Below are 21,834 nucleotides of genomic sequence, written 5' to 3'. Positions count from 1 at the left end.
ACGTGCGTTGACTTACCGATCCAAATGGGAAGGACCGGGCATGTTCCGCAAGGTGCTGGTGGCCAACCGCGGGGAGATCGCGATCCGGGCGTTCCGCGCCGGCTACGAACTGGGCGCGGGGACCGTCGCCGTGTTTCCGCACGAAGACCGCAACTCCCTGCACCGGCTGAAGGCCGACGAGGCGTACGAGATCGGCGAACCCGGTCACCCCGTGCGCGCGTACCTCTCGGTCGACGAGATCGTCGCCGCCGCGAAGAAGGCGGGGGCCGACGCCGTCTACCCCGGTTACGGCTTCCTCTCCGAGAACCCCGACCTCGCGCGCGCGTGCGAAGAAGCGGGGATCACCTTCGTCGGGCCGAGCGCCGACATCCTCGAACTCACCGGTAACAAGGCCCGCGCGGTCAAGGCCGCGCGTGAGGCCGGCGTGCCGGTGCTCGGGTCGTCCGAGCCCTCCAGCGACGTCGACGCGCTGGTCGCCGCGGCCGAGGAGCTGGGCTTCCCGGTGTTCGTGAAGGCCGTCGCCGGTGGTGGCGGGCGCGGTATGCGCCGCGTCGAGGACCCCGCCCAGCTGCGCGAGTCCATCGAGGCCGCCGCGCGCGAGGCCGAGTCCGCCTTCGGCGACCCGACCGTCTTCCTCGAGAAGGCCGTCGTCGAGCCGCGGCACATCGAGGTGCAGATCCTCGCCGACGGCGCGGGCGGCATCATCCACCTCTACGAGCGCGACTGCTCGGTGCAGCGGCGCCACCAGAAGGTCGTCGAGCTGGCCCCGGCGCCGAACCTCGACCCCGAGCTGCGTGACCGCATCTGCGCGGACGCCGTCAAGTTCGCGAAGCAGATCGGCTACCGCAACGCCGGCACCGTCGAGTTCCTGCTCGACAAGCAGGGCAACCACGTCTTCATCGAGATGAACCCGCGCATCCAGGTCGAGCACACGGTCACCGAAGAGGTCACCGACGTCGACCTCGTGCAGTCGCAGCTGCGGATCGCCTCCGGCGAGACCCTCGACGACCTGGGGCTCTCCCAGGACAAGATCTACCTGCGCGGTGCGGCACTGCAGTGCCGCATCACCACCGAGGACCCGGCCAACGGCTTCCGCCCGGACACCGGGATGATCTCCGCCTACCGCTCGCCGGGCGGCTCGGGCATCCGGCTCGACGGCGGCACCGCCTTCTCCGGCACCGAGATCAGCGCCCACTTCGACTCGCTGCTGGTGAAGCTCACCTGCCGCGGCCGCGACTTCAAGACCGCCGTCGGCCGCGCCCGCCGCGCCGTCGCCGAGTTCCGGATCCGCGGTGTCGCGACGAACATCCCGTTCCTGCAGGCGGTTCTCGACGACGAGGACTTCCGCGCGGGCCGCGTCACGACGTCGTTCATCGAGGAGCGCCCGGAGCTGCTCACCGCGCGGCAGTCCGCCGACCGCGGCACGCGGCTGCTGACCTACCTCGCCGACCAGACGGTCAACAAGCCGAACGGCGAGCGCCCGAAGACGCCGGACGCCACGCTCAAGCTGCCGAAGCTCGCCAAGGACGCCCAGCCGGCGCCGGGGTCGAAGCAGAAGCTCGTCGAGCTGGGCCCGGCCGGGTTCGCGCGCTGGCTGCGGGAGTCGCCGCACATCGGCGTCACCGACACGACCTTCCGCGACGCGCACCAGTCGCTGCTCGCCACCCGTGTCCGCACCAAGGACCTCCTCGCGGTGGCGCCGGTCGTCGCGAACACGCTGCCCGAACTGCTGTCGCTGGAGTGCTGGGGCGGCGCGACCTACGACGTGGCGTTGCGGTTCCTCGCCGAGGACCCGTGGGAGCGCCTGGCCGCGCTGCGCGAAGCCGTGCCGAACATCTGCCTCCAGATGCTGCTGCGCGGGCGCAACACCGTCGGGTACACGCCGTACCCGACCGAGGTGACCAACGCTTTCGTCGAAGAGGCCACGAAGACCGGCATCGACATCTTCCGGATCTTCGACGCGCTCAACGACGTCGAGCAGATGCGCCCGGCCATCGAAGCCGTGCGCGAGACCGGGTCCGCCGTCGCCGAGGTGGCGCTCTGCTACACCTCGGACCTGTCCGACCCGGGCGAGAAGCTCTACACGCTCGACTACTACCTCAAGCTGGCCGAGCAGATCGTCGGCGCCGGGGCGCACGTCCTGGCGATCAAGGACATGGCCGGGCTGCTGCGCGCGCCCGCGGCGACCAAGCTGGTCACCGCGCTGCGCAAGGAGTTCGACCTGCCGGTGCACATCCACACCCACGACACCGCGGGCGGCCAGCTGGCCACCTACCTCACGGCGATCAACGCGGGTGCGGACGCCGTCGACGGCGCGGTGTCGTCGATGGCGGGCACGACGTCGCAGCCGTCGCTGTCCTCGATCGTGGCGGCCACCGACCACTCCGCCCGGACCACTGGTCTGGACCTGCGCGCGATCGGCGAGCTGGAGCCGTACTGGGAGAGCGTCCGCAAGATCTACGCGCCGTTCGAGGCCGGGCTGGCGTCGCCGACCGGGCGCGTCTACGACCACGAGATCCCGGGCGGGCAGCTGTCGAACCTGCGCACGCAGGCCATCGCGCTCGGGCTGGGTGACCGGTTCGAGGACATCGAGGCGATGTACGCCGCCGCGGACAAGATCCTCGGCCACCTGGTGAAGGTGACGCCGTCGTCGAAGGTCGTCGGCGACCTCGCCCTGCACCTGGTCGGCGCGGGCGTCTCGCCGGCCGACTTCGAGGCGGAGCCGAACAAGTTCGACATCCCGGACTCGGTGATCGGCTTCCTGCGCGGCGAGCTGGGCGACCCGCCCGGTGGCTGGCCGGAGCCGTTCCGCACCAAGGCCCTCGAAGGCCGCGCGGCGGCGAAGCCGGTCGCCGAACTGTCCGAAGAGGACCGCACGGCGCTTTCGGAGCACCCGCGGCGGACGCTCAACCGGCTGCTGTTCCCGGCGCCCACCAAGGAGTTCGAGTCCCACCGCGAGGCCTACGGCGACACGTCCGTGCTGCCCAGCAAGGACTTCTTCTACGGGCTGCGGCCGGGGGAGGAGTACGCGGTCGACCTCGAGCCGGGCGTCCGGCTGCTCATCGAGCTGGAGGCGATCGGCGAGGCCGACGAGCGCGGCGTCCGCACGGTGATGTCGACGCTCAACGGCCAGCTGCGGCCGATCCAGATCCGCGACCGCTCGATCGCCTCGGACATCCCGGCGACCGAGAAGGCGGAAAAGGGCAACCCGAAGCAGGTCGCGGCGCCGTTCGCCGGCGTCGTCACGCTGCAGGTCTCCGAGGGCGACACGGTCGAGGCCGGCGCGACGGTCGCGACGATCGAGGCCATGAAGATGGAGGCGTCGATCACCGCGTCCGCGGGCGGCAAGGTCGGCCGGCTGGCGATCAACTCCGTCCAGCAGGTCGAGGGCGGCGACCTCCTGCTCGTCCTGGAATGACGCTGGTCAACGCGGTCCCGCAGCGCCAAGGCGCCGTGGGACCGCGGGCGGCGGAGCTGCCGGACGGGTGCCTCGCCCTGGCCGAGCTGGCCGGGCACGTGCTCGGCCGGCCGGTGCACCACGTCCGGCAGACGCGCTCGGTGTCCGAAGTGGACCGTGGGGTTGCTTCCCGCGCGGAGCTGACGGGAGCGAACCGCGCGGCGCAGCTGGCCGCGCTGGAAGCCCCGGGCGGCCCGGTCCTGACGATCGGCGGCGACTGCGGGGTCGAGCTGATTCCGATCGGCGTCGCGCGGTTCCGGTACGGGCCGGGTCTCGGGGTCGCGTGGTTCGACGCGCACGCCGACCTGAACACGGCGGAGTCGTCGCCGTCGGGGGCGTTCCACGGGATGGTGCTGCGGTCGCTGTTCGGCGAGGGCGACCCGGAGTTCGCGGCGGCCCCGGCTTTGGAGCCGGGGCGTGTGGCCCTGCTCGGGACGCGGGTGTTCGACCCGGACGAGCGGGCGGCGACCGACCGCGGCCTCGCCGTCACTTCACTCGATGCTTTGACGGGCGTGGAAAAGCTGTACGTGCACGTGGATCTGGACGTGCTGGATCCGGGGGAGTTCGCGGGGCTCAACTACCCGGAGCCGGACGGCTGGACGATTCCGCAGCTCGTCGCGGCTCTCGACGCGCTCGCCGGGTACGACGTGATCGGCGCCGGGATCACCGAGTGCGTGGGGACAGCTCGTGAGGTCGAGGTGCTGACGCCCGTCCTGGAAGCAGTGGGTCGGCTCTTATGACCAGGCGGCGCGGAGGGCGTTGAGGGCCGTGTCGAGGTCGGCGCCGAGGTCGCGGGCCTGGGTCGCGTAGGTCGCCGCGGCTTTGAGGAGGAGTTCCGCGGGGGCCGGGCGGCCCTCCGGGAGCGTCACGACCGTGCCGCGGGCCCGGGCCGTCGTCACCCAGCCCGCCGCCTCCAGTTCGCGGTACGCGCGGGCCACCGTTCCGGACGCCAGTCCCAGGTCCCGGGCCAGCTGGCGGATCGGCGGCAGGCGCGTCCCTTCCGCCAGCGCACCCGTCGTGACCGCGTGGACCACCTGGTCGTGCACCTGCCGCCACGGTGCCAGCCCGTTCTCCGTGTCGACGACGATCTTCACGCGGCCGCCGGGAGCCGTTTCAGCGGGGCGGTGACGGCCAGGAACGCGGCCACGCCCGCGACCACCACCAGCAGCGACACCAGGTTGCCGCCCGGCCAGCCGATCGCCGTCACCGCGCCGATGCCGAGGCCGATCGCCACCCGCGCGCTGCGGCAGCGCAGCGCCAGGTCGGCCCGCGCCGCACCGGAGGCCGGGCGGCGGACCGCCAGCGCCGTGATCGCCGCGCAGACCACCACCGTGCCCGCCGCGAGCGCGAGGAGCTTCCACTGGGCCGTCACGACGAGGTGCGCGACCGACCCGGCGGCCGCCACGGCGCCGAGCACGAGCACCCAGGCGGGCGCGATCACCGTCAGCGGGCGCGGGGTCAGGTCGGCCTCGCGGCGCGGGCCGCGGGCCGGCCGCTGGGCGAACAGCTCGGCGATCAGGCCGCCGAGCAGCAGGGTGGCGACGATCGAACCCATCCCGGCGTCGCCGAGCAGCGGCGGCAGCGCGAGGAAGAGCCACGGGTACCAAAGCCGGCGCCGCTTGAGGTAGCGGACGGCGAGCGCGACTTCGGCGGCGTCCGGGCCGGGCACGCCCCAACGCACGAGCAAGCGCTTTCCGTGCTTCTCGCCCGGCCAGAGCACGATCAGGATCGCCAGCCCGATCAGCCCGGTGAAGAGCGCGACCGCCAGTACGTTGTCCCACGGCATGCCGGACCTCCCTCGCTTGTATCAACCACATGATACAAGAACGCCGGATGCCCGCAGTGCGAGGCGGCTCGTCCGTTCGTATGCAGGTGAAGGTGCAGTCGGCGGGGTGCTTGTCAGCGTTTTGCAGGGAGGTTCGGTGAACTTGTCACAAAGTTGACAAGAAATCGGTTTCCTCTCATTCAGGTGACACATTCGGCGCTAGCTTTTCGATGTGTCCGTTGTCACCCCGCTTCAGGTGCGGGGTGCCCGGTCACGCGTTCGCGGGACGGGGACGGCGGGGCGGAGCGAAGGAGCTGCGATGTCGGTGGAGCGCGGATTCGAACACGCTGCGCCGCCGGCCGCACTACCCCGCAAGCTCGCCGACATCCTGCGGCCCGAGCTGGCCAGCCTCGCGGCCGAGATCGTCGACGAGATCCGCGCGACCATCCCGGCCTACGCGCGCCCGCTCGACGGCCCGTACGGCAAGTCGATCCGCGCCGGCGTCGAATACGCGATCACGTTGTTCGTCGCGCAGATCGCCGACCCGACGGTGTCGAAGGAACAGTCCCACGAGGTCCACCACCGGCTGGGGCAGAACGAAATGCGCGAGGGCCGCAGCCTCGACACGCTGCAGTCGGCCTACCGGGTCGGCGCGCGCGTGTCGTGGCGGCGGATCATGCGCGTCGGGCGGCGAAGCGGGCTCTCGTCGGCGGTGATGTCCCAGCTGGCCGACGCGATGCTGGCGTTCATGGACGAACTCGCCTCGGTCGCGCTCGACGGCTACCTGGAAGCGAAGGCGCGCACGGCGGGCGCGCTCGACACCTGGCGCCGCAAGCTCCTGCACCTGATCCTGGAGACGCCGCCGGCGTCCCCGAAGGCGATCGCCGAGCTGGCCCAGCTGATCGGCTGGCCGGTGCCGACGGACGCGACCCCGGTGGCGGTCTGCCCGGCCGACGGCGTCGCCCCGGCTCGCCGGCACGCGGGCCTCGACTCCGACATCCTCGCCGAGCTGGACACGCCCGACCCGAAACTGGTGGTCCCGGGCGAACTCGGCGGCGCCCGCCTGGCGACGCTGCAAGTCGCGCTCCCGGACTGCCGGCTCTCGATCGGCCCGTGCGTCCCGCTGGCCTCGGTGGCGGATTCCCTGCGCTGGGCCCGCAACGCGCTGCACCTGGCCGAACGCGGCGTCCTGGCGCCCCGCCCGGTGCTGCGCGCGGAGGAGCACCTGGCGACGCTGCTGGTCAACTCCGACACGGGCCTGGTCGGCACGTTGCGCCACCGCCTGTTCGCGCCCTTGGCGGACATGACGGGCAAGCAGCAGGAACGCCTGCTGGAGACGCTGCGGGCGTGGCTGGACAGCCAGGGCAACGTGGTGGAGATCGCGGAACGCCTGGGGGTCCACCCCCAGACGGTCCGCTACCGCATGAGGCAGCTGCAGGCGACGTTCGGCGACAGCCTCCGCGACCCGGCGGCCCGGTTCGAGATGGAGCTGGCGTTGCGGGCCGGTGCGGCGCCGTTGCCGTTGCGGTACCCGGTGAGCGAGCTGCTGCCCTCGCCGCGTTCGGGCGCGGGGTCGCGTCCACAATGGACGCCGCGCTAGCCGGTCACGGCACGTCCACCTGCCAGGACGCGTCCGCCGCGTAGCCGTTCGGGGTGTCGTACGGGTGCTGGCCGCCGGAGTCGGCCGCCCACACCTGGGTCGTGTACTGGCGCAGGAACTTCCCGCGGGCGCTGTACGACTCGAGCGTGACGCCGGTGCCCGAGAGGCCGGCCTTCGAGCACCAGGTCGCGTCCGCGCGGAACGCGTCGGTGCCGTCGGACGCGGCGAGCACCGCGCGCAGCCCCTGCTGGCGCAGGTAGTACTCGGGGTGTGCCACCGATTCGAAGGAGTGGCACGTCGAGTCCGCCTTGCCGGGCACGACCCGCCACGCCGCGTCCGGGCCGGCGCCCGCGCCGACGACCGCGTCGGTCAGGCCGCGCAGGTACCAGCCGGCCGCGCCGGGGCTCTGCGTACGGACGGACTGGACCAGCACGGCGTCTTCGTATTGCCCGAGCCGCAGGAAGCGGTCGACGTCGTCGTCCGTGCCCGCCATGGCCGTGGTCGCTCCCGCGACCAGCGCGGGGTGCACCCGGCTCTGCTCGGCCCGCGTCCGCAGCTCGAACAGCAGCCGCCGGTCCGCCTCGCCCTTCTTGCGGATCCAGGTGAACCAGTCCTGCAGGTTCGCGCTGTGGATCCCGGTGCCGATGTACGCCTTGAGCTGCGCCTCGTCCATCGTCCGCAGCGCGCGTTCGGCCGCTGCGCACGCCGGTACAGCGGGCCGGACCTGGGCGATCGGGTCGTGCTCCGGATGCTCGCCCCGACCGCGGACGACCCGCGCGGCCACCCCCGCTGCGCCTGGTTCGCGCCCACGCCGGGTGGCTGCACGATCGGCGCGTCCGCTCTCGGCGCCGGCGCGGCCGAGGACCTGCTGGACGAGGCGGTCGAGGCCTTGGCCGAACTCGATCCCCGGGTGCGTGAGTGCGTCCCGGCCGGCCCGGCGATCTCCGGCCCGTTGTCCTGCGGCTTCAGCCCCGGTTCCGCGGCCGGACCCGATGGGCTGCGCGTGGGGGACGCGGCGGGCCTGGTCAACCCGTTCACCGGCGAGGGGCTGAGCGGCGCCGTCCAATCCGGACGGCTCGCCGCCCGCGCGATCCTGTCCGAAGTGGACGATCCTGCCGCCGCCCGTCGGGAGTACGAACGGCTGCTGGGCGCCGCGTTCGTCGGCTACTTCGAGACCGCACGGCACGCGGCCCGCCGGTACCACCTCGCGTGGCGCGTGCTCGCCGCCGGCGCGGGCAGCGAGCACCCGTTCTACGCCAAGGGGCGGCGGGCGGTGGTGCTGCCCGAAGGCGCGTCGGCTCTCGCCGGCGCCGAACCCCTGGAACTGCCGCCCGCGACCCGGCTCCGGCTGCTGCCCTTCCTGGCCGCGTGCGACGAGGTGTGCCTGTCGATCGTCCGGGGCGACTGGCCGTTCCTGGCCCGGATGTTCACCGCCGACCGGGAGGAGGAGTTGCTGCTGCGTCCCGCGATCGGGTTCTTCGCGGCCCTCACGGCCGGCGGCGGACGCCCGGCCCGCGGCGACGCGTCCGTGGCGGCGGCCATCGAACTCGCTACGCTCGGCGCACTCGCGTTCCTCGGCCCCGCCGGCACCCCGAAGGATGTCCGGGGCGTGGACTGGGAGTCCGCGACGACCGTGCTCGCCGGCGACTACCTGCTGGGCCAGGCTTCCCGGCTGATCGCGGAGGCGGTGCCCGATCTCTCTTGGTCCTTTTCGGACTGGTTGGGCGAGCTGGCAGCGTTGCGGGCGAACGTCGTGACGACCGGCGTCGAAGCGGAAGCGGTCTTCGCGTCGCTGTTCGAGTTCCCGCTGCGCATCGGCGCGGCCCTGGGAGGTGCCGACGCAGAGGTGTTCCGGGCCTGCGGCGAGGTACTGGGCAAACTGTTCCTGCGCACCGAGGACGTCCTGGCGCTGAGAGGCGAGCGGACTCGGCTCGACGCCACGCTCACCGATCTGCTCGGCGGCCGGATCTCGCCCCTGCCGGAGCTGCTCGCGATGCCGGGTCTGACGGCGGAGGCCCTGCCACCGCGCGCCCTTCCTGTCGCCGTCGAAGCCGCGCGGGAAGCCTTCGCGGAGTTCGGACAAGCCTGTGACCGGCTGCCGGACCCGGCGGCCCGGGAGCTCCTCGAAGCCGTCGGCGGTTGGGTGGTGGCGGGCGTTCCGTGATCCGGCCGCGGTCTCAGCGGCTCGCGCGGAAGGCCTCCGCGGGGATCGGCACCACCGGCGGGCAGTTGCGGTGGTCGGCCTCCATGCACAGCTGGATGATCGTGAGCCGCGCCGACGCCTGGTTCCCCGGGCCCGAGTTCTGGCCCGTGAACAGCGAACTCAGCTTCTCCGCCGCACCGCAGTTCTTGAACGGCGGCAGCGCGAAGCCGCGGTACTTCGGGTCCGCGTTCACCGGGTCGGTGGCGATCAGGCCGCCGGTGAACGGGTCGTACTCGCCGATCATGTCGATCGGCATCGGCGTCGCCGAGACGCAGTCCGGGCCGGCGTCGAGCGGGACGCCGTTCACCTTGACGTCGCTGAGCCGCGACACCACGTCGAGGTGGTTGCGCAGGATGCCGTCGAACAGAGTGCCGAACGAGTGGATCATCGTGGCGCCGCTGCGGTAGTCGACCGGCAGGAACTCGACCGTCGCGGTGATCGGCAGGAACCCGTAGCCGAGGTAGGACACCGTCACCGGCGCGAACGCCACCTCACCGGTGATCTCGCTCCGGATCGGGAAGCCGTCGGGCGTCGTGATCCGGAACCAGACGCCGTTGACCAGCGCGGCCGGCTTGCTGTGGATCTTGGCGCCGGTCTTGGTGATCGTGGCCGTGTTGTCGACCTGGTTCGGCTGCAGCGGCAGGATCATCGTGACGGTGTCGTCCGGCGGCGGCTCTTCGTCCAGCAGGGAGTGCTTCTGCGAGCCGCCCGGCTGAGGCGCCGGCGTGGCCTTCTTGCCCGGCGCCGGTTTCCCGGCCGGCGGTGCGGCGGCCGCCAGCACCGCGACCGAGCCGAAGGAGAGGTCCTCGCCCGCGTCGGCGGTGCACGCCACCTGCTCGGCGGGCTGCTCCGGCGGCGCGCCCGTCGGGCCCAGCGCGAGTTTCGGTGCGCTCAAGCGGATCTTCAGCAGGCCGGCGGCGGACGGGGAGAACGCGGGGAGCTTCCCCTTGGCCGTCAGGAGCAGGTCGCCGTCGGCCGGGAGCGGGGTCGCCGGGATGGTCAGCGGGACGGCGAGGGTGTCCTTGACCTTCCCCTGCTCCAGCAGCAGCTGGAAGGTCAAGCCGCCTTCGAGGGTGGCGGCCGTGCCCAGCAGCTGCTGGGCGGCGGCGCGCGGCAGCGGGAACGACACGGCCAGGCCGTCGATCGTCGCCGGCTTGCCCACGGTCATCGAGGCCGGCAGCGTGGCCTCGGTCTTCACATCGAGCTTCAGCGGCCCCACCGGATCGGCGAAGGGGCACGACGCCGTGACCGTCTTCGCGACCTCGCGCCGGCCGGTGCCGGTGTCCGCGGCGGTGGTGCCGGGTGCGGCGGAACCCGTTCCGGTGAACGCGCCGGTGGTGACCGACACCGCGCACACCAGCGCGAGCGCGCCGCGGGTCGCCGTCCGCCGGGTCAGCCGTCGGGCCATGCCGTGCTCCTGTCCGTGCCGCGGGGAAACGAGCCGTAGGGATGGCCGGGGCCCCGGCCATCCCTACGGTGAAACTAGTTCAGCGCTGTCACGTGATGACGAAGTTCGGCGAGAACGCCAGGTTCTGCGCCGGGCTCGTCGTCTTCGGCGTGCAGGTCATGTTCCAGTTCGCCCACGTGTTGTTGGACGCCTTGTGGAACTGCAGGGCCGCGGTGATCGGCGTGCCGAGCGACAGCGTGTCGCTGCCCGCGGTCGCCGGCGCGGTGTAGGTCGGGATCGACGAGGACGCGACTTGGCTGATGTTCACCGTGATCGGGCCACCGGCCGGGTAGATCGTCTCGGGGATGTTGAGCCCGCTGGCCGGGCCGGAGACCGAGCCGCGCGCGGCGGTCACGGGGACCGTCGCGGTGCCGCGGATGCCGTCGTAGCCGACGGCGGTGAGCAGCGAGTGGACCGCGGCGGAGATCGTCGCGGTGCCCCCGACGCCGGTCGGCACCGCGGTGCCACCGGCGGCGATCGAGTCCGGGCCGGTCAGGAACGCGGTGATGCCCACGTCCTGCTGCGGGATGCCGGGGAAGGTGCACCGGTAGGTCGCGCCGGCGTTGTACGTGGTGGCGGCCGAGGCCACGCCGGTCAGCACCATGCCGAACGCGCTGACGGCGGCGACGGTCGTGGCCGCCTTGAGGGACAGGTTCCTGAGTCGGGTCATGACTGCCAATCTCCTTCGATCATCCAGTTGACGTCTCGGGCGGGCGTTGCCCACGCGCCCCGCGGACCAAAGCGGTACCGCGAATTCCCCCGGGTGTTTTCCCTGGTGCAGCCCCAACCCTCGCGAGGTGGCTGTGATAAATGAGGTTACTCGCCAGTCGGTTGCGCAACAAGGATGTCACGTGGTCGGTTTCCACCGGCCATTGCCCGGATGAGTTCTTGTCAACACCGGAGCAGTGCGGTGATGACCTTGGTGCGATTGTGACAAATACTCGACCGCGTTCCGATCGGCGGTTGTCCGCGTTACTATCGATACCACGCGCGCACCGTGACCGCGGGAATCGATTCAGCGAAAGAGGATGCCGTGGCCCCCCGTTTCCGCACCGCCCACCGCCGGGCCTCCGTGCTGCTCGCCGCCACCCTGGCCGCCGTGCCGGTGGTGTCGGCGGCGTCCGCTTCCGCGCAGGCGCCGGACACCGGCGGTGTCGTCGAATGGGGCTTTTCGAACTACATCATGGGCCCGCCGCCGGAGGCCGCCGACGGGCTGAGCGCCGTCTCCATGGGCGGGATGGACGCCATGGGCCTGAGGGGCGGGCAGGTCCTGGTCTGGGGCGACAACAACTTCGGGCAGACCGAGGTCCCCGAGGCGGCTATGTCGGGCGTGAGCGCGATCGCCGCCGGCTGGGGCCACGAGCTCGCGCTCAAGAACGGCAGCGTGCTGGCCTGGGGGAACGACTGGTACGGCCAGGCCGACGTGCCCGCCGACGCGAAGTCCGGGGTCACCGCCATCTCGACCAGCGCCATGCACAACCTCGCCATCAAGGGCGGCCGGGTGCTGAGCTGGGGTCTGCGCTCGGACGTCCCGGCCGCCGCGACCTCCGGCGTCACCGCCGTCTCCGCCGGCGGCGACCACAGCCTGGCGCTCAAGAACGGCGGGGTCCTCGCCTGGGGCGCCGACGACCACGGCCAGACCGACGTCCCGGCCGACGCGAAGTCGGGCGTCACCGCGATTTCCGCCGGTCACCAGCACAGTCTCGCCCTGAGGGACGGCCGGGTCATCGCCTGGGGCCGCAACGACAACCACCAGGCCGAGGTCCCCGAGGCGGCGCTGTCGGACGTCGTCGCGATCGACGCGGGGTGGACCTTCAACTTCGCGATCAAGAGCACCGGCGAGTACGTGTCGTGGGGATCCAACGACGTGACCGAAGGCGACCCGGTGGGCTGGGGCCTCTGCGGGCCGTTCCTCTCCCTCTCCGCCGGCGACCGGTTCACCGTCGCGCTCAAGGCGGATCCCTCCGCACCTTGCTGACCTGGCTGCGGAAAGAGGGGCTTCCCGCACTGGGAAGCCCCTCTTCGCGTACCGGGTCGGCTTCGCGATCGAGAGCAATGGCGAGTACGTGTCGTGGGGTTCAACGACGTGGCGGGTTCACCGCCGCGCTGAAGGCGGATCCCACCGCACCCTGCTGATCTGGCTACGGAAAGAGGGGCCTCCCGCGCCGGGAAGCCCCTCTTCGCGTACCGGGTCAGCCTTCGGTCTTGGCCGCCAGGTCCAGGGAAATCGTGTTGCCCGGGCCGGACACCAGGGCGCCCAGGGCCAGGTCCGCGATGAAGCAGTTCTTGAAGTCCGGGATCGTGTACGTGCCGGTCACCGTGATCTTCGGGCCGAAGATGTCCACGTCCTTGGCGCTCAGGTCCAGGTCGAGCGGCTTGCTCGCCTTGCAGCTGCCCGGCACCGTCGGGAGCGGGATCACCGGGACCAGCAGGCCGGCCCAGATGTCGTAGATCTCCATGTTCGCCTGGGCGTGCGTGCTCAGCGTGCCGTCGGCGATGGTGCCCGTGGCCGGGCCCGTCGGGGTGATCTTGACCTTCGCCTTGATCTTGAAGATGCCCGAGACCAGCGAGATGTTGGCCTGCGACGGCGGCAGCGTCAGGTCCGCGCGCAGGCCGACCGAGCCGGTCTGGTCGTCGATGATCAGGGCGCCGTCGAGGTTGCCCGGGCCCAGCGCCATCGCGCTGCCGGTCTTCTTGACGACCGTGCTGCCGGTGACCGTGTAGCCGACCGGGATCTCGACCACGTCGGCCGAGGCGGGAACGGCGGCGACGCTCATGGCGACACCCGCGGCCATCGCGACCGCGGCCGCCCGCGCCCATTTCCGGCCGTTCTTCCGAGTGCGCGACAAAGTAGGCATGCCGACTCTCCTTCACATTGTGAAACAGCGGGGAAAACGGGGTCAGCGAGGGGTGAGCCCGGTGATTTTCCAGGTGTTTCCCTCACGTTCCGCGACCACCGAAAGCTGGGCCGCGGCGGAACTGCTGGAATTGTTGTCGGTGCGGGTCGCCGATTGGTCGAGGAACACGAGCAGCCGCGCTTTGCCGCCGCCGAGCTCCTGCACCGCGGACGACGTCACCCGCGTCGTCAGCACCAGTTTCTGGGCCGGTGCTTTTTCCTTCACCTGCGCGAACAGCCGGTCGTAGGTGGATAGGGCGTCGCCGCGCAGGACGTCGTTGGCGGCCTGCTCGGTGACGTCGGTCCGGTCGTAGGAGTAGGAGAAGATCCGGTTGAGCGCGAGCGTCACCGCCGAGGTGACCTCCGCGGTGGCGCCGACGTCGGTCAGCGCGTGGTTGGCCGCGGCCGGGTTGCCCGCCGCCGACCGCGCCAGCAGGGTGAACGCCACGCCGGTGCCGGCCAGCAGCACCGAGACCGCGACCAGCAGCGGCAGCAGGAACCGGCGCCGCCGCGGCTCCTCGGCGACGACCTCGTCGGCATCCTCGGCTGCCACTTCGGCTTCTTCGGTAGTGGTGCTCATCTCGCCCCCACCGGCAGCTCGTCGAGCGCGCTGAGCTTCCAGCCGCCCTCGGTCCGGCTCAGCCCCGCGGCGAACCGGTTGCGCTTGGTCGCCGGCGCGACGCCTTCCTTCTGCGCGGTGATCTCCACCGACGCGATCAGCTTCGCGGTGCCGGCGTGCTCGTCCAGCTCGCTCAGCGCCGCGTCCAGCACCTTGCCGGTCGACACCGTCGCGTCCTGGGTGAGCGTCTTCTTCGTGGCGTTGTCGGTGTGGGCGAGCCGGTCGTGCAGCGGGCCGGTCGACGCGTCGAGCCACTGCGCGAGCCCCTGGTCGAGCTGGTGGTAGTCGAGGGTGCACAGCCGCGCGACCAGCTCGCGGCCGGCGGTCAGCGCTTCGTCGCGCGCGGTGCCGTAGGTCAGCTCGGCGCTGTGCGCGGTGCGGTACCAGGCGAACCCCGACCACCCCGCGAACGCGGCGGTGACGACGACGGCGAGCACCGCGGCCCGCAGCGGCCACTTCACTTTCCCAGCCACAGCATCTCCTCGAGGGTCGGGGACACGGCCAGGCCGTCGGACGACGCCGTGAGCGGGGCACCCGAACCGGGCACCGCGGCGGGCGGCACGGGCAGGTGCCGCGCGTTCTGCGAGCCGCGCACCGAGGTCGCGTCGCCCGGCTCGAGCGTGCAGGACGCGCCGGTGTTGAACGGCAGCGGCGAGGTGTCGGTGCTGGGCCGGAACTTCGTGCCTTCGTACCCGGCCCGGCAGGGGAGCGGGTCGTAGAAGGTCAGCGCCATGCCGAGGTTGCCTTCGCCGCCGTCGAACGCCGTCGACGTCGCCGCGACCACCTTCGGCGTCGCGACCAGCAGCTGTTCCAGCTGGCCGGTGCGCGTCTGGAACACCTGCGCGGTGGTGAGCAGGTTGGCGAGCAGGATCGGCAGGCCCGGGTCGGTCTCCCGCAGCAGGGTCCCCAGCTCGGACGCGGCGGGCGGCGCGGTCGCGATCAGCCGCCGCAGGTCACCGTCCGAAGAGGACAGCTGCGCGGCGAACAGCTTGGCGTTGCCGGTGAACGAGCGCCACTCGGCCGAGGAGTCCAGCTGGGTCCGCAGCACGGTCGAGCCGTCGTCGATCAGCTTCGTCGTCTGCGGCAGGTTGACCGCCGCGTCCTTTGTGAACGAAGTCGCGGTGTCGAGCAGCACCTGCAGGTCCGGGCCGGTGCCGCGCAGTGCGTCGTCCAGCTCGTCGACGACCGTGCGCAGGTCGCCGGTCGGCACCGACGCGGTCAGCGAGTCGAGGTCGCCGAGCAGGTGCTGCACCGGCATCGGCAGCGTCGTCTTCTCCCGCGGGATCACCGAGCCGCCGGCCAGGTACGGGCCGTCGGACGTCCGCGGCTGCAGGTCGACGTACTGCTCGCCGACCGCGGACCGGTTGGCCACCACGGCCTGGGCGTTCGCCGGGATCGGCGGGGCCGAGCCGTCGATGACCAGGTCGGCCTCCATCCCGGACGGCGTCAGCCGCAGGTCGCCGATCCGCCCGACGGCGACGCCGCGGTAGGTCACCTCGCCGTTGGTGAAGATCCCGCCGCCTTCGGCGAGTTCCAGCTTCACGGTGTACCCGCTGCCGCCGAAGAGCCGGTCGATCCCGGCGTAGTTGGCGCCGACGAACGCGACCGTGACGAGCGAGATCACGACGAACGCGACGACCTGGAGCCGGACCCGGGTGGTCAGCATCACTGACCTCCCGACGGCAGCGGCAGGACCGGCAGGCCGGGCGGCGTGCCTTCGCCCGGCGGCGGCAGCGGCACCCCGGGCGCCGGGATGACCGACAGGTAGACGTTGAGGTAGTCGCCCTTGATCGCCGGGATCACCGCGTCGGTGTACGGGAACGACGGCAGGATTTCCAGGGCCTTCGGCAGCGACGCACCGGCGTCGGCGAGGCGGTGCAGGATCGGCGCGAGCGCCCGCAGGTCGGCGACGAGGTCGTCCTTGCTCTTGTGGATGACGTCGGTGGCGACGCCGGAGAGGTCGTCGAGCGACTGCAGCATCGCCACGAGCTGGGTGCGCTGGTCGGTGAGCGTGCGCAGGCCCGGCGTGAGGTCGGTGAGCGCGCCTTCGACCTGCTTGTCGCGGTCGGCGAGCGTCGTCGCGAGCTGGTTGACGCCTTCGAGCGCCGCGGTGATGTCCTGGCGGTGCGCGTCGAGGTCGGTGGCGAGGGTGTTGACGCCGGAGAGGAACGAGCGGATCTGCGTCTCGTTGCCGGTCATCACCTTGGACAGCTCGCGGTTGATCGTCTGCAGCTGCCCGATGCCGCCGCCGTTGAGCAGCAGGGAAAGCGCGCCGAAGACCTCTTCGAACTCGGGGTTGCGGTTGGTCCGCGACACCGGGATCACGGCGTTGTCGGCCAGCCGCGCGCTCGCGTTGGTCTCCTTGTCCGGGGCCGCCAGTTCGACGAACTTCTCGCCGAGCAAGCTGGATTGCCGCAGCCGAGCGACGGCGTCGGCGGGCAGTACGACGTCGCCGTTGACCTCGACGACGGCTTCGGCGGTCCAGCCGTCGGAGCCGAGCCGGATGGTCTGGACCCGCCCGACCGGGACGTCGCCGACCTTGACCGCGGCCTGTGGCACGAGGTCGAGGACGTCGGCGAACTGGACGGTGACGTGGTACGGGTGGTCGCCGACGTCGGCGCCGCCGGGCAGGGGCAGGTCGTAGACGCCCTTGAACTCGCCGGAACACGCGGTCAGCACCAAGCAGCAGCCGGCGGCCAAAGCGGTGACGCGTCTCAATGGTTTCATCGCCCGCCCGCCTCGTTCGTGTAGACGGACCCGGTCACCGGCAGCGGCAGGTAGTCGAGCAGGTCGGTGCGGCTCTGCAGGGCCCTGGTCGCCGGATCGATCGTCTGGAGCAGGTTCGCCGCGGCCAGCGGCGCGGTCTCCAGGGTCTCGGCCAGCGACGCGCGCTGGTCGACGAGCGTCTGCGTGGTCACCGCCAGCTTGTCCACATTGGACTTGATGAGCGCGCGGTTGTCCTTGAGGAACCCTTGGATGTCCCCGAGTGCGGTGCCGAGCGAGCGCAGGGCCGAGGCCAGCTCGTCGCGGTTGGCCGACAACGTTTGGGAAACCGACGAAAGCTGCTCGTTGACCTTGGTCACCTGGTCGTCGTTGTCGGCCAGCATGGACGTGAACCGCTGCAGCTCCCGGACGGTGGTGAACAGGTCGCCGGAGTTGCCGGCCAGCGTCCGGGCCAGCTCGGAGAGCTGCTTGACGGAGTCGTGGAACGCGGTTCCGTTGCCGCGCAGGTTGTTCGCGCCGGTCGTCAGCAGGTCCGACAGCGCGCCGTTCTTGTTGGCGCCGTCCGGGCCGAGCGCCTTGGTGAGCGAGTCGAGGCTGGCGTAGAGCTCGTCCAGCTCGACCGGGGTGGCGCTGCGGTCGACGCCGATGGTCGTGCCGTTCACCAGCCGCGGGCCACCGCGCGCGGGCTTGGAGAACTGGACGTACCGGTCGGCGACGACGCTGGGCGCGATGACGACGACGTCGGTGTCGGCGGCGATCGGAGCGGAGCCGTCGTAGGTCAGCGTCACCTCGACCTGCTCGCCGCGCGGGGTCACCGACTCGACCTGGCCGATCCGGACCCCGAGCAGCCGGACGTCCGAGCCGCTGTACACGCCGACCGCGCGGGAGAACAGCACGGTCGCGCGGTCGAGGCCGGTGCCGGAGAAGATCCACCACAGCGCGGCCACGACGACGAGCGCCGTGACGACCGCCGCGGCGAGGAACCGGTAGGTGCGGGTGGCGTTCACTTCGGGGCTCCGAACTGCTTCGGCGGCGTGCACGGGTCGCGGTTCTCCGGCAGCAGGCCGCAGAGGTAGGCGTCGAGCCAGCGGCCGTTGCCGAGCGCGTTGTTCGCCAGCCGGAAGTACGGACCGGCGGCCGCCAGGCTCTTCTCCAGGTTGCCGTTCTGGCGCGAAAGCAGGTCGGTCACGGTGTTCAGCTGGCTCAACGCGGGTTTGAGCGCCGCGGTGTTGTCGGCGACCAGCCCGGAGAGCTGCGTGGCCAGCGCCTGCGCGCCGGTCAGCAGGTCGTGGATGGCCTGGCGGCGGCGGTCCAGCTCGCCCAGCAGCAGGTTGCCGTCGGAGAGCAGCTGCTCGAAGTCCTCGTTGGAGTTCGCCAGCGTCGAGGTGATCTTCTTGGCGTTGGCCAGCAGGTCGGCGAGCTGGTCGTCGCGGGAGGACACCGTCTTCGACAATGCCGAGAGACCGTCGAGCGCGGTGCGCACGTGGGCCGGGGCGTTGCGGAAGGTGTCGCTGATCGCGGTGAAGCTGTCGGCGAGCTGCGTGGTGTCGATCGAGCCGGCGGTGTTCGCCAGGCCGTTGAACGCCTCGGTGACGTCGTAGGGCGTGACGGTCCGGGTGCGCGGGATCGCCTGGTCCGGGTCCTGCACGGCGTCGCCGGTCGGCTTGAGCGCGAGGAACTTGCGGCCCAGCAGCGTCTTGATCCGGATCTCCGCCGACGTCCGGTCGCCGACCCACGCGTTCTTGACGCGGAAGGTGACGAGCACGTGGTCCTCGGCCAGCTCGACGTCGCGGACCTCGCCGACCTTGATGCCGGCGACGCGGACCTCGTCGTCGGCCTGCAGCCCGGCCGCCTCCGAGAACTCGGCGCGGTAGGTCGTGCCGCCGCCGACGACCGGCAGGTTGTCGTAGTTGAACGTCACGGTCAGCAGCGCGGCGAGGACGACGCTCCCGGCGACGCCGAGGGTGAGCGGGTTGCGTTCCTTGAAGGACTTCACGAGCCGCACCTCTCCGCCGTGACGGGCGTTCCGCGCGGAGGCGTCGTCTGCAGGGTCGAGCTGCAGAGGTAGAAGTTCATCCACGAGCCGTAGGAGGCGATCCGGCCGAGGCTGTCCAGCTTCTGGGGCAGCGTGGTCAGCGTCTGCTCGAGGCCGGGGAGGGTCTTGCCGTCAGCGAGGTTCTTCGTGACGCCGTCGAGCCCGGTGATGCTGTCCTTCAACGGCGTCCGCGCGTCGCCGAGCAGGCCCGCGGTGGCCGTGGACAGGTCGCCGAGGCCGCCGATCGCGTCGCCGATCGCGGTGCGGTCCGCGGCCAGGCCGGAGACGAGCTCCCGCAGCGTCGAGATCAACGTCGTCAGCGCGGTTCCCTTGCTGTTCACCGTGCCGAGCACGTGGTTGAGGTTGGTGATGACGTCGCCGATCAGCTGGTCGCGGCTCGCGAGCGTCGAGGTCAGGGAGCCGGTGTGGGCGAGCAGTTCCTCGACCGTGCCGCCTTCTCCTTGCAAGACCTGGACGATCTCGCCGGAGAGCTGGTTGACGTCGGTGGGCGAGAGCGCCTGGAACAGCGGCTTGAAGCCGTTGAAGAGGTCGGTCAGGTCCAGCGCCGGCGTCGTGCGGGCCAGGGGGATCTCGCCGCCGACCGGCAGGGTGCCCTTGCCGCCCGCACCGCGTTCGAGCGCGATGTAGCGCTGCCCGACCATGTTGCGGTACTTGATGACCGCGCCGACGTCGGCGGGCAGCTGCCGGCCTTCGTCGAGGGAGAACCGGATGTGCGCGAGGCTGTGGTCGGCGATCTCCAGCTCCTCGACCTGGCCGACCCGGACGCCGGAGATCCGGACGTCGTCGCCGACGTTCAGCGAAGTCGCGTCGGTGAACGTGGCGCCGTAGAGGTCGGTCCGGCCGACGCCGGTGTTCGCGATGGACACGGCCAGCAGCACGGTCGCGGCCGTGGTGACCAGGATGAAGATCAGGCTCTTGACCAGCGGGGCGGCGAACTTCCTCACTTGAGCGTCACCTCCGTGCCGCGGTAGAGCGCGCCGACCAGCACGCTGCTCCAGTCCGCGACCTGCCCGGTGGGCACGCCTAGCTGCGGCGCGAGGATCGTGGCGAGCAGTTCCCGTTCCTGCGGGGAGTTCGCGACGCCGAGGTCGTCGCGCGTGCCGGTGACCAGCGGGTGCTGCGGCGCGCCGGGCGCGACCGCGGCGGTGCCGGTCGTCGGGGCGACCCCGCTGGGGTAGCAGCGCGGGCCGCCGCCGTCGGCCGGGTACAGCGGGTCGTCCTTGCCGGGCACGTACTTGCCGCGGGCCTGGGTGACGGTGACCTGCGCGTGCATGCCGGGCTGGTTCGTGCCCTTGCCCAGCGCCTCGTCGACCGGCTCGCGCAGCGCGTCCATCGCCTTGATGGTGCAGGGGAAGCTGGGCGAGTAGCGCGCCGCGACCTCCAGGGCCGAGCGGCTGTCGGCGGAGAGGGCGATGATGTTGTTCTTGTTGCGGTTCAGGAACTCCCGGACCTCACCGGCCGAACCGGACACTTCCTGGTAGACGGTCGCGAGGTCGGGTGCCTTGTCCCGCACGGTGTTCAGCGTGACGGCGGAGTCGGTGAGCGCGTCCAGGAGGTCCGGGGCGATGTCGCCGTAGAGCCGGGACACCGACGCGAGGTCCTGGACGTCCTTCGTGAACGCCGGCAGCTGCGGGTTGAAGTCCTTCAGGTAGTCGGCGGCGGTGGAAAGCGTTTCGCCGATCTGCTCGCCGCGGCCCTGCAACGCCGTCGACACCGCGGTCAGCGTCGTCGCGAGCTTCTGCGGCTGGACGGCCTTCAGCAGCGGCAACAGATTGTCGAAGACGCGTTCCAGCTCGATCGCGTTCGCCGAGCGGTCCTGCTCGATCACGGACCCGGCGACCAGGTGCGGGGCGCGGGCACCGTCCGGAATGGACAGCTGGACGTACCGCTCGCCGAAGAGCGTCTTGGGTACCAGCAACGCGGAGACGTTGCCCGGCAACATGTCCACCTTGTCCGGCTCCAGAGCAAGCGCTATCTCGGCACCCTGCGGCGTCGCCCGGACCTCGCGGACCTCGCCGACGAGCACGCCGCGGGCCTTGACCTGCCCGCCGGATTGGAGCTGGTTGCCGATCCGGCTCGCCTTGAGCGTCACGGGGACCGTGTCGACGAAGTCCTTGTCGTACACCTTGATCGAGAGCGTCACGAGCACGCCCATCACCACCAGGAACAGCACGCCCGCGGTGCGGATCCCGGCCTTGCGGCGGGTTTCGCGTCTCATCCGGCCACCTGCACGGTGGTCGTCGCGCCCCAGATCGCCAGGGACAGGAAGAAGTCGAGCACGCTGATCGCGACGATCGCGGTGCGCACCGCGCGGCCGACCGCCACGCCGACGCCGGCCGGGCCGCCGCTCGCGCGGAAGCCGTAGTAGCAGTGGGCCAGCACCACGACGACGCTGAACACCAGGACCTTCCCGAACGACCACAGCACGTCGCCGGGTGGGAGGAACAGCAGGAAGTAGTGGTCGTAGGTGCCCGCGGACTGGCCGAAGAACCAGACGGTGATCTGCCGCGAGGCGAGGTAGCTCGACAGCAGCCCGATGGCGTAGAGCGGGATGACGGCGAGGAAGCCGGCGATCACCCGGGTCGTCACCAGGTAGGGGACGCTGGGGATGCCCATGACCTCGAGGGCGTCGATCTCCTCGGAGATCCGCATCGCGCCGAGCTGCGCGGTGAACCCGCAGCCGACGGTGGCGGACAGCGCGAGGCCGGAGACCAGCGGCGCGATCTCGCGCGTGTTGAAGTAGGCGGAGACGAACCCGGCGAACGCCGACGTCCCGACCTGGTTGAGCGCGGAGTAGCCCTGCAGGCCGACGACCGTGCCGGTGGCGACGGTCATCCCGATCATCACGCCGATCGTGCCGCCGATGACGGCGAGCGCGCCGCTGCCGAAGCTGACTTCGGCCAGCAGGCGGACGATCTCGCGCAGGTAGCGGTGCAGCGCGCGCGGGATCCAGGCGATCGCGCGGAGGAAGAAGAGGATCTGGTCGCCGAGGGTGTCGAGGAAGCCGAACCGGCGGTCGACGGCTTCGCGGACGCGTGCCGTTCTCGGGAGTTCCGTGGTGGTCACG

The 21,834-nt window shown here is 71.5% G+C and carries 20 protein-coding genes; 5 read left to right on the top strand and 15 right to left on the bottom strand.

The genetic code is table 11. The features are described from left to right. Window positions 1-40 precede the first annotated feature (40 nt). Both ACIQWX_RS42190 and ACIQWX_RS42185 read left to right on the top strand, forming a co-directional pair. A complete protein-coding gene (locus ACIQWX_RS42190; RefSeq protein WP_400883866.1) occupies window positions 41-3,418 on the top strand; it encodes a pyruvate carboxylase in 3,378 nt (1,125 codons plus the stop codon). Beyond that, entirely contained in the window at window positions 3,415-4,197 is a 783-nt protein-coding gene (locus tag ACIQWX_RS42185; RefSeq protein ID WP_400883863.1) for an arginase family protein, read from the top strand. The genes ACIQWX_RS42190 and ACIQWX_RS42185 overlap by 4 nt, the downstream gene beginning before the upstream one ends. Here the strand turns inward: ACIQWX_RS42185 and ACIQWX_RS42180 are convergent. Both ACIQWX_RS42180 and ACIQWX_RS42175 read right to left on the bottom strand, forming a co-directional pair. Next, window positions 4,192-4,551: a GntR family transcriptional regulator gene (locus ACIQWX_RS42180; RefSeq protein WP_400883861.1), complete on the bottom strand. Its 360-nt coding sequence runs from the start codon at window positions 4,549-4,551 to the stop codon at window positions 4,192-4,194. The genes ACIQWX_RS42185 and ACIQWX_RS42180 overlap by 6 nt on opposite strands. Further along, window positions 4,548-5,243: a hypothetical protein gene (locus ACIQWX_RS42175; RefSeq protein WP_400883859.1), complete on the bottom strand. Its 696-nt coding sequence runs from the start codon at window positions 5,241-5,243 to the stop codon at window positions 4,548-4,550. Before ACIQWX_RS42175 ends, ACIQWX_RS42180 begins: the two co-directional genes overlap by 4 nt. Window positions 5,244-5,541: 298 nt before the next feature. Here ACIQWX_RS42175 and ACIQWX_RS42170 point away from each other — a divergent pair, with 298 nt between their 5' ends. Then, window positions 5,542-6,822, top strand: coding sequence for a PucR family transcriptional regulator (locus ACIQWX_RS42170; RefSeq protein ID WP_400883856.1), 1,281 nt, complete (start codon window positions 5,542-5,544; stop codon window positions 6,820-6,822). A 4-nt stretch (window positions 6,823-6,826) separates the two neighbouring features. On the opposite strand, the gene ACIQWX_RS42165 is transcribed toward ACIQWX_RS42170, so the two are convergent. Then, a complete protein-coding gene (locus ACIQWX_RS42165; RefSeq protein ID WP_400883854.1) occupies window positions 6,827-7,606 on the bottom strand; it encodes an AbfB domain-containing protein in 780 nt (259 codons plus the stop codon). Here ACIQWX_RS42165 and ACIQWX_RS42160 point away from each other — a divergent pair. Then, the gene (locus ACIQWX_RS42160; protein WP_400883851.1) at window positions 7,571-8,986 is read left to right on the top strand and encodes a hypothetical protein; all 1,416 of its coding nucleotides are present in this window, start codon (window positions 7,571-7,573) and stop codon (window positions 8,984-8,986) included. The genes ACIQWX_RS42165 and ACIQWX_RS42160 overlap by 36 nt on opposite strands. Before the next feature lie 13 nt (window positions 8,987-8,999). Here ACIQWX_RS42160 and ACIQWX_RS42155 read toward each other — a convergent pair whose 3' ends face one another. Continuing rightward, window positions 9,000-10,433 (bottom strand): DUF6801 domain-containing protein, encoded by a 1,434-nt coding sequence (locus ACIQWX_RS42155; protein ID WP_400883848.1) that lies wholly within the window; start codon window positions 10,431-10,433, stop codon window positions 9,000-9,002. 88 nt (window positions 10,434-10,521) lie between these two features. After that, window positions 10,522-11,142 carry a DUF6801 domain-containing protein gene (locus tag ACIQWX_RS42150; RefSeq protein ID WP_400883846.1) on the bottom strand — a complete coding sequence of 207 codons (621 nt, stop codon included), beginning with the start codon at window positions 11,140-11,142 and terminating at the stop codon, window positions 10,522-10,524. A 363-nt stretch (window positions 11,143-11,505) separates the two neighbouring features. On the opposite strand from ACIQWX_RS42150, the gene ACIQWX_RS42145 reads away from it, so the two are divergent. Further along, window positions 11,506-12,450: an RCC1 domain-containing protein gene (locus ACIQWX_RS42145; RefSeq protein WP_400883843.1), complete on the top strand. Its 945-nt coding sequence runs from the start codon at window positions 11,506-11,508 to the stop codon at window positions 12,448-12,450. A gap of 214 nt (window positions 12,451-12,664) precedes the next feature. Here ACIQWX_RS42145 and ACIQWX_RS42140 read toward each other — a convergent pair whose 3' ends face one another. The 10 genes from ACIQWX_RS42140 to ACIQWX_RS42095 are packed head-to-tail and all read right to left on the bottom strand — an operon-like array spanning window position 12,665 to window position 21,833. After that, window positions 12,665-13,330, bottom strand: a complete 666-nt coding sequence (locus ACIQWX_RS42140; protein ID WP_400883841.1) for a hypothetical protein — start codon at window positions 13,328-13,330, stop codon at window positions 12,665-12,667. Between the two features lie 42 nt (window positions 13,331-13,372). Next, window positions 13,373-13,948, bottom strand: coding sequence for a hypothetical protein (locus ACIQWX_RS42135; RefSeq protein ID WP_400883838.1), 576 nt, complete (start codon window positions 13,946-13,948; stop codon window positions 13,373-13,375). Beyond that, window positions 13,945-14,460, bottom strand: coding sequence for a hypothetical protein (locus ACIQWX_RS42130; RefSeq protein ID WP_400883835.1), 516 nt, complete (start codon window positions 14,458-14,460; stop codon window positions 13,945-13,947). Before ACIQWX_RS42130 ends, ACIQWX_RS42135 begins: the two co-directional genes overlap by 4 nt. Further along, entirely contained in the window at window positions 14,445-15,653 is a 1,209-nt protein-coding gene (locus tag ACIQWX_RS42125) for an MCE family protein (RefSeq protein ID WP_400883832.1), read from the bottom strand. The genes ACIQWX_RS42130 and ACIQWX_RS42125 overlap by 16 nt, the downstream gene beginning before the upstream one ends. Beyond that, on the bottom strand, window positions 15,653-16,714 hold the full coding sequence (locus tag ACIQWX_RS42120; RefSeq protein ID WP_400883830.1) for an MCE family protein: 1,062 nt from the start codon (window positions 16,712-16,714) through the stop codon (window positions 15,653-15,655). Before ACIQWX_RS42120 ends, ACIQWX_RS42125 begins: the two co-directional genes overlap by 1 nt. Then, window positions 16,711-17,718, bottom strand: a complete 1,008-nt coding sequence (locus tag ACIQWX_RS42115) for an MCE family protein (protein ID WP_400883827.1) — start codon at window positions 17,716-17,718, stop codon at window positions 16,711-16,713. Before ACIQWX_RS42115 ends, ACIQWX_RS42120 begins: the two co-directional genes overlap by 4 nt. Next, window positions 17,715-18,707: an MCE family protein gene (locus ACIQWX_RS42110; protein WP_400883824.1), complete on the bottom strand. Its 993-nt coding sequence runs from the start codon at window positions 18,705-18,707 to the stop codon at window positions 17,715-17,717. The genes ACIQWX_RS42115 and ACIQWX_RS42110 overlap by 4 nt, the downstream gene beginning before the upstream one ends. Continuing rightward, complete coding sequence (locus ACIQWX_RS42105) at window positions 18,704-19,711, bottom strand: MCE family protein (protein WP_400883821.1); 1,008 nt, start codon at window positions 19,709-19,711, stop codon at window positions 18,704-18,706. The genes ACIQWX_RS42110 and ACIQWX_RS42105 overlap by 4 nt, the downstream gene beginning before the upstream one ends. Beyond that, on the bottom strand, window positions 19,708-20,985 hold the full coding sequence (locus tag ACIQWX_RS42100) for an MCE family protein (RefSeq protein WP_400883818.1): 1,278 nt from the start codon (window positions 20,983-20,985) through the stop codon (window positions 19,708-19,710). The genes ACIQWX_RS42105 and ACIQWX_RS42100 overlap by 4 nt, the downstream gene beginning before the upstream one ends. Continuing rightward, complete coding sequence (locus tag ACIQWX_RS42095) at window positions 20,982-21,833, bottom strand: MlaE family ABC transporter permease (protein WP_372670467.1); 852 nt, start codon at window positions 21,831-21,833, stop codon at window positions 20,982-20,984. Before ACIQWX_RS42095 ends, ACIQWX_RS42100 begins: the two co-directional genes overlap by 4 nt. Window position 21,834 lies beyond the last annotated feature (1 nt).

The sequence above is a fragment of the Amycolatopsis sp. NPDC098790 genome, assembly GCF_044759945.1.
In the GTDB taxonomy this organism is placed as follows: Bacteria; Actinomycetota; Actinomycetes; order Mycobacteriales; family Pseudonocardiaceae; genus Amycolatopsis.
This window is presented reverse-complemented; position numbering and strand designations above follow the sequence as displayed.

Bases quoted from the DNA above. Each gene is read 5' to 3' on its own strand.
- ACIQWX_RS42120 (WP_400883830.1), bottom strand. From the start codon at position 16,714: ATGAAACCATTGAGACGCGTCACCGCTTTGGCCGCCGGCTGCTGCTTG.
- ACIQWX_RS42140 (WP_400883841.1), bottom strand. From the start codon at position 13,330: ATGCCTACTTTGTCGCGCACTCGGAAGAACGGCCGGAAATGGGCGCGG.
- ACIQWX_RS42125 (WP_400883832.1), bottom strand. From the start codon at position 15,653: ATGCTGACCACCCGGGTCCGGCTCCAGGTCGTCGCGTTCGTCGTGATC.
- ACIQWX_RS42190 (WP_400883866.1), top strand. From the start codon at position 41: ATGTTCCGCAAGGTGCTGGTGGCCAACCGCGGGGAGATCGCGATCCGG.
- ACIQWX_RS42185 (WP_400883863.1), top strand. From the start codon at position 3,415: ATGACGCTGGTCAACGCGGTCCCGCAGCGCCAAGGCGCCGTGGGACCG.
- ACIQWX_RS42160 (WP_400883851.1), top strand. From the start codon at position 7,571: ATGCTCGCCCCGACCGCGGACGACCCGCGCGGCCACCCCCGCTGCGCC.
- ACIQWX_RS42150 (WP_400883846.1), bottom strand. From the start codon at position 11,142: ATGACCCGACTCAGGAACCTGTCCCTCAAGGCGGCCACGACCGTCGCC.
- ACIQWX_RS42175 (WP_400883859.1), bottom strand. From the start codon at position 5,243: ATGCCGTGGGACAACGTACTGGCGGTCGCGCTCTTCACCGGGCTGATC.
- ACIQWX_RS42155 (WP_400883848.1), bottom strand. From the start codon at position 10,433: ATGGCCCGACGGCTGACCCGGCGGACGGCGACCCGCGGCGCGCTCGCG.
- ACIQWX_RS42100 (WP_400883818.1), bottom strand. From the start codon at position 20,985: ATGAGACGCGAAACCCGCCGCAAGGCCGGGATCCGCACCGCGGGCGTG.
- ACIQWX_RS42135 (WP_400883838.1), bottom strand. From the start codon at position 13,948: ATGAGCACCACTACCGAAGAAGCCGAAGTGGCAGCCGAGGATGCCGAC.
- ACIQWX_RS42170 (WP_400883856.1), top strand. From the start codon at position 5,542: ATGTCGGTGGAGCGCGGATTCGAACACGCTGCGCCGCCGGCCGCACTA.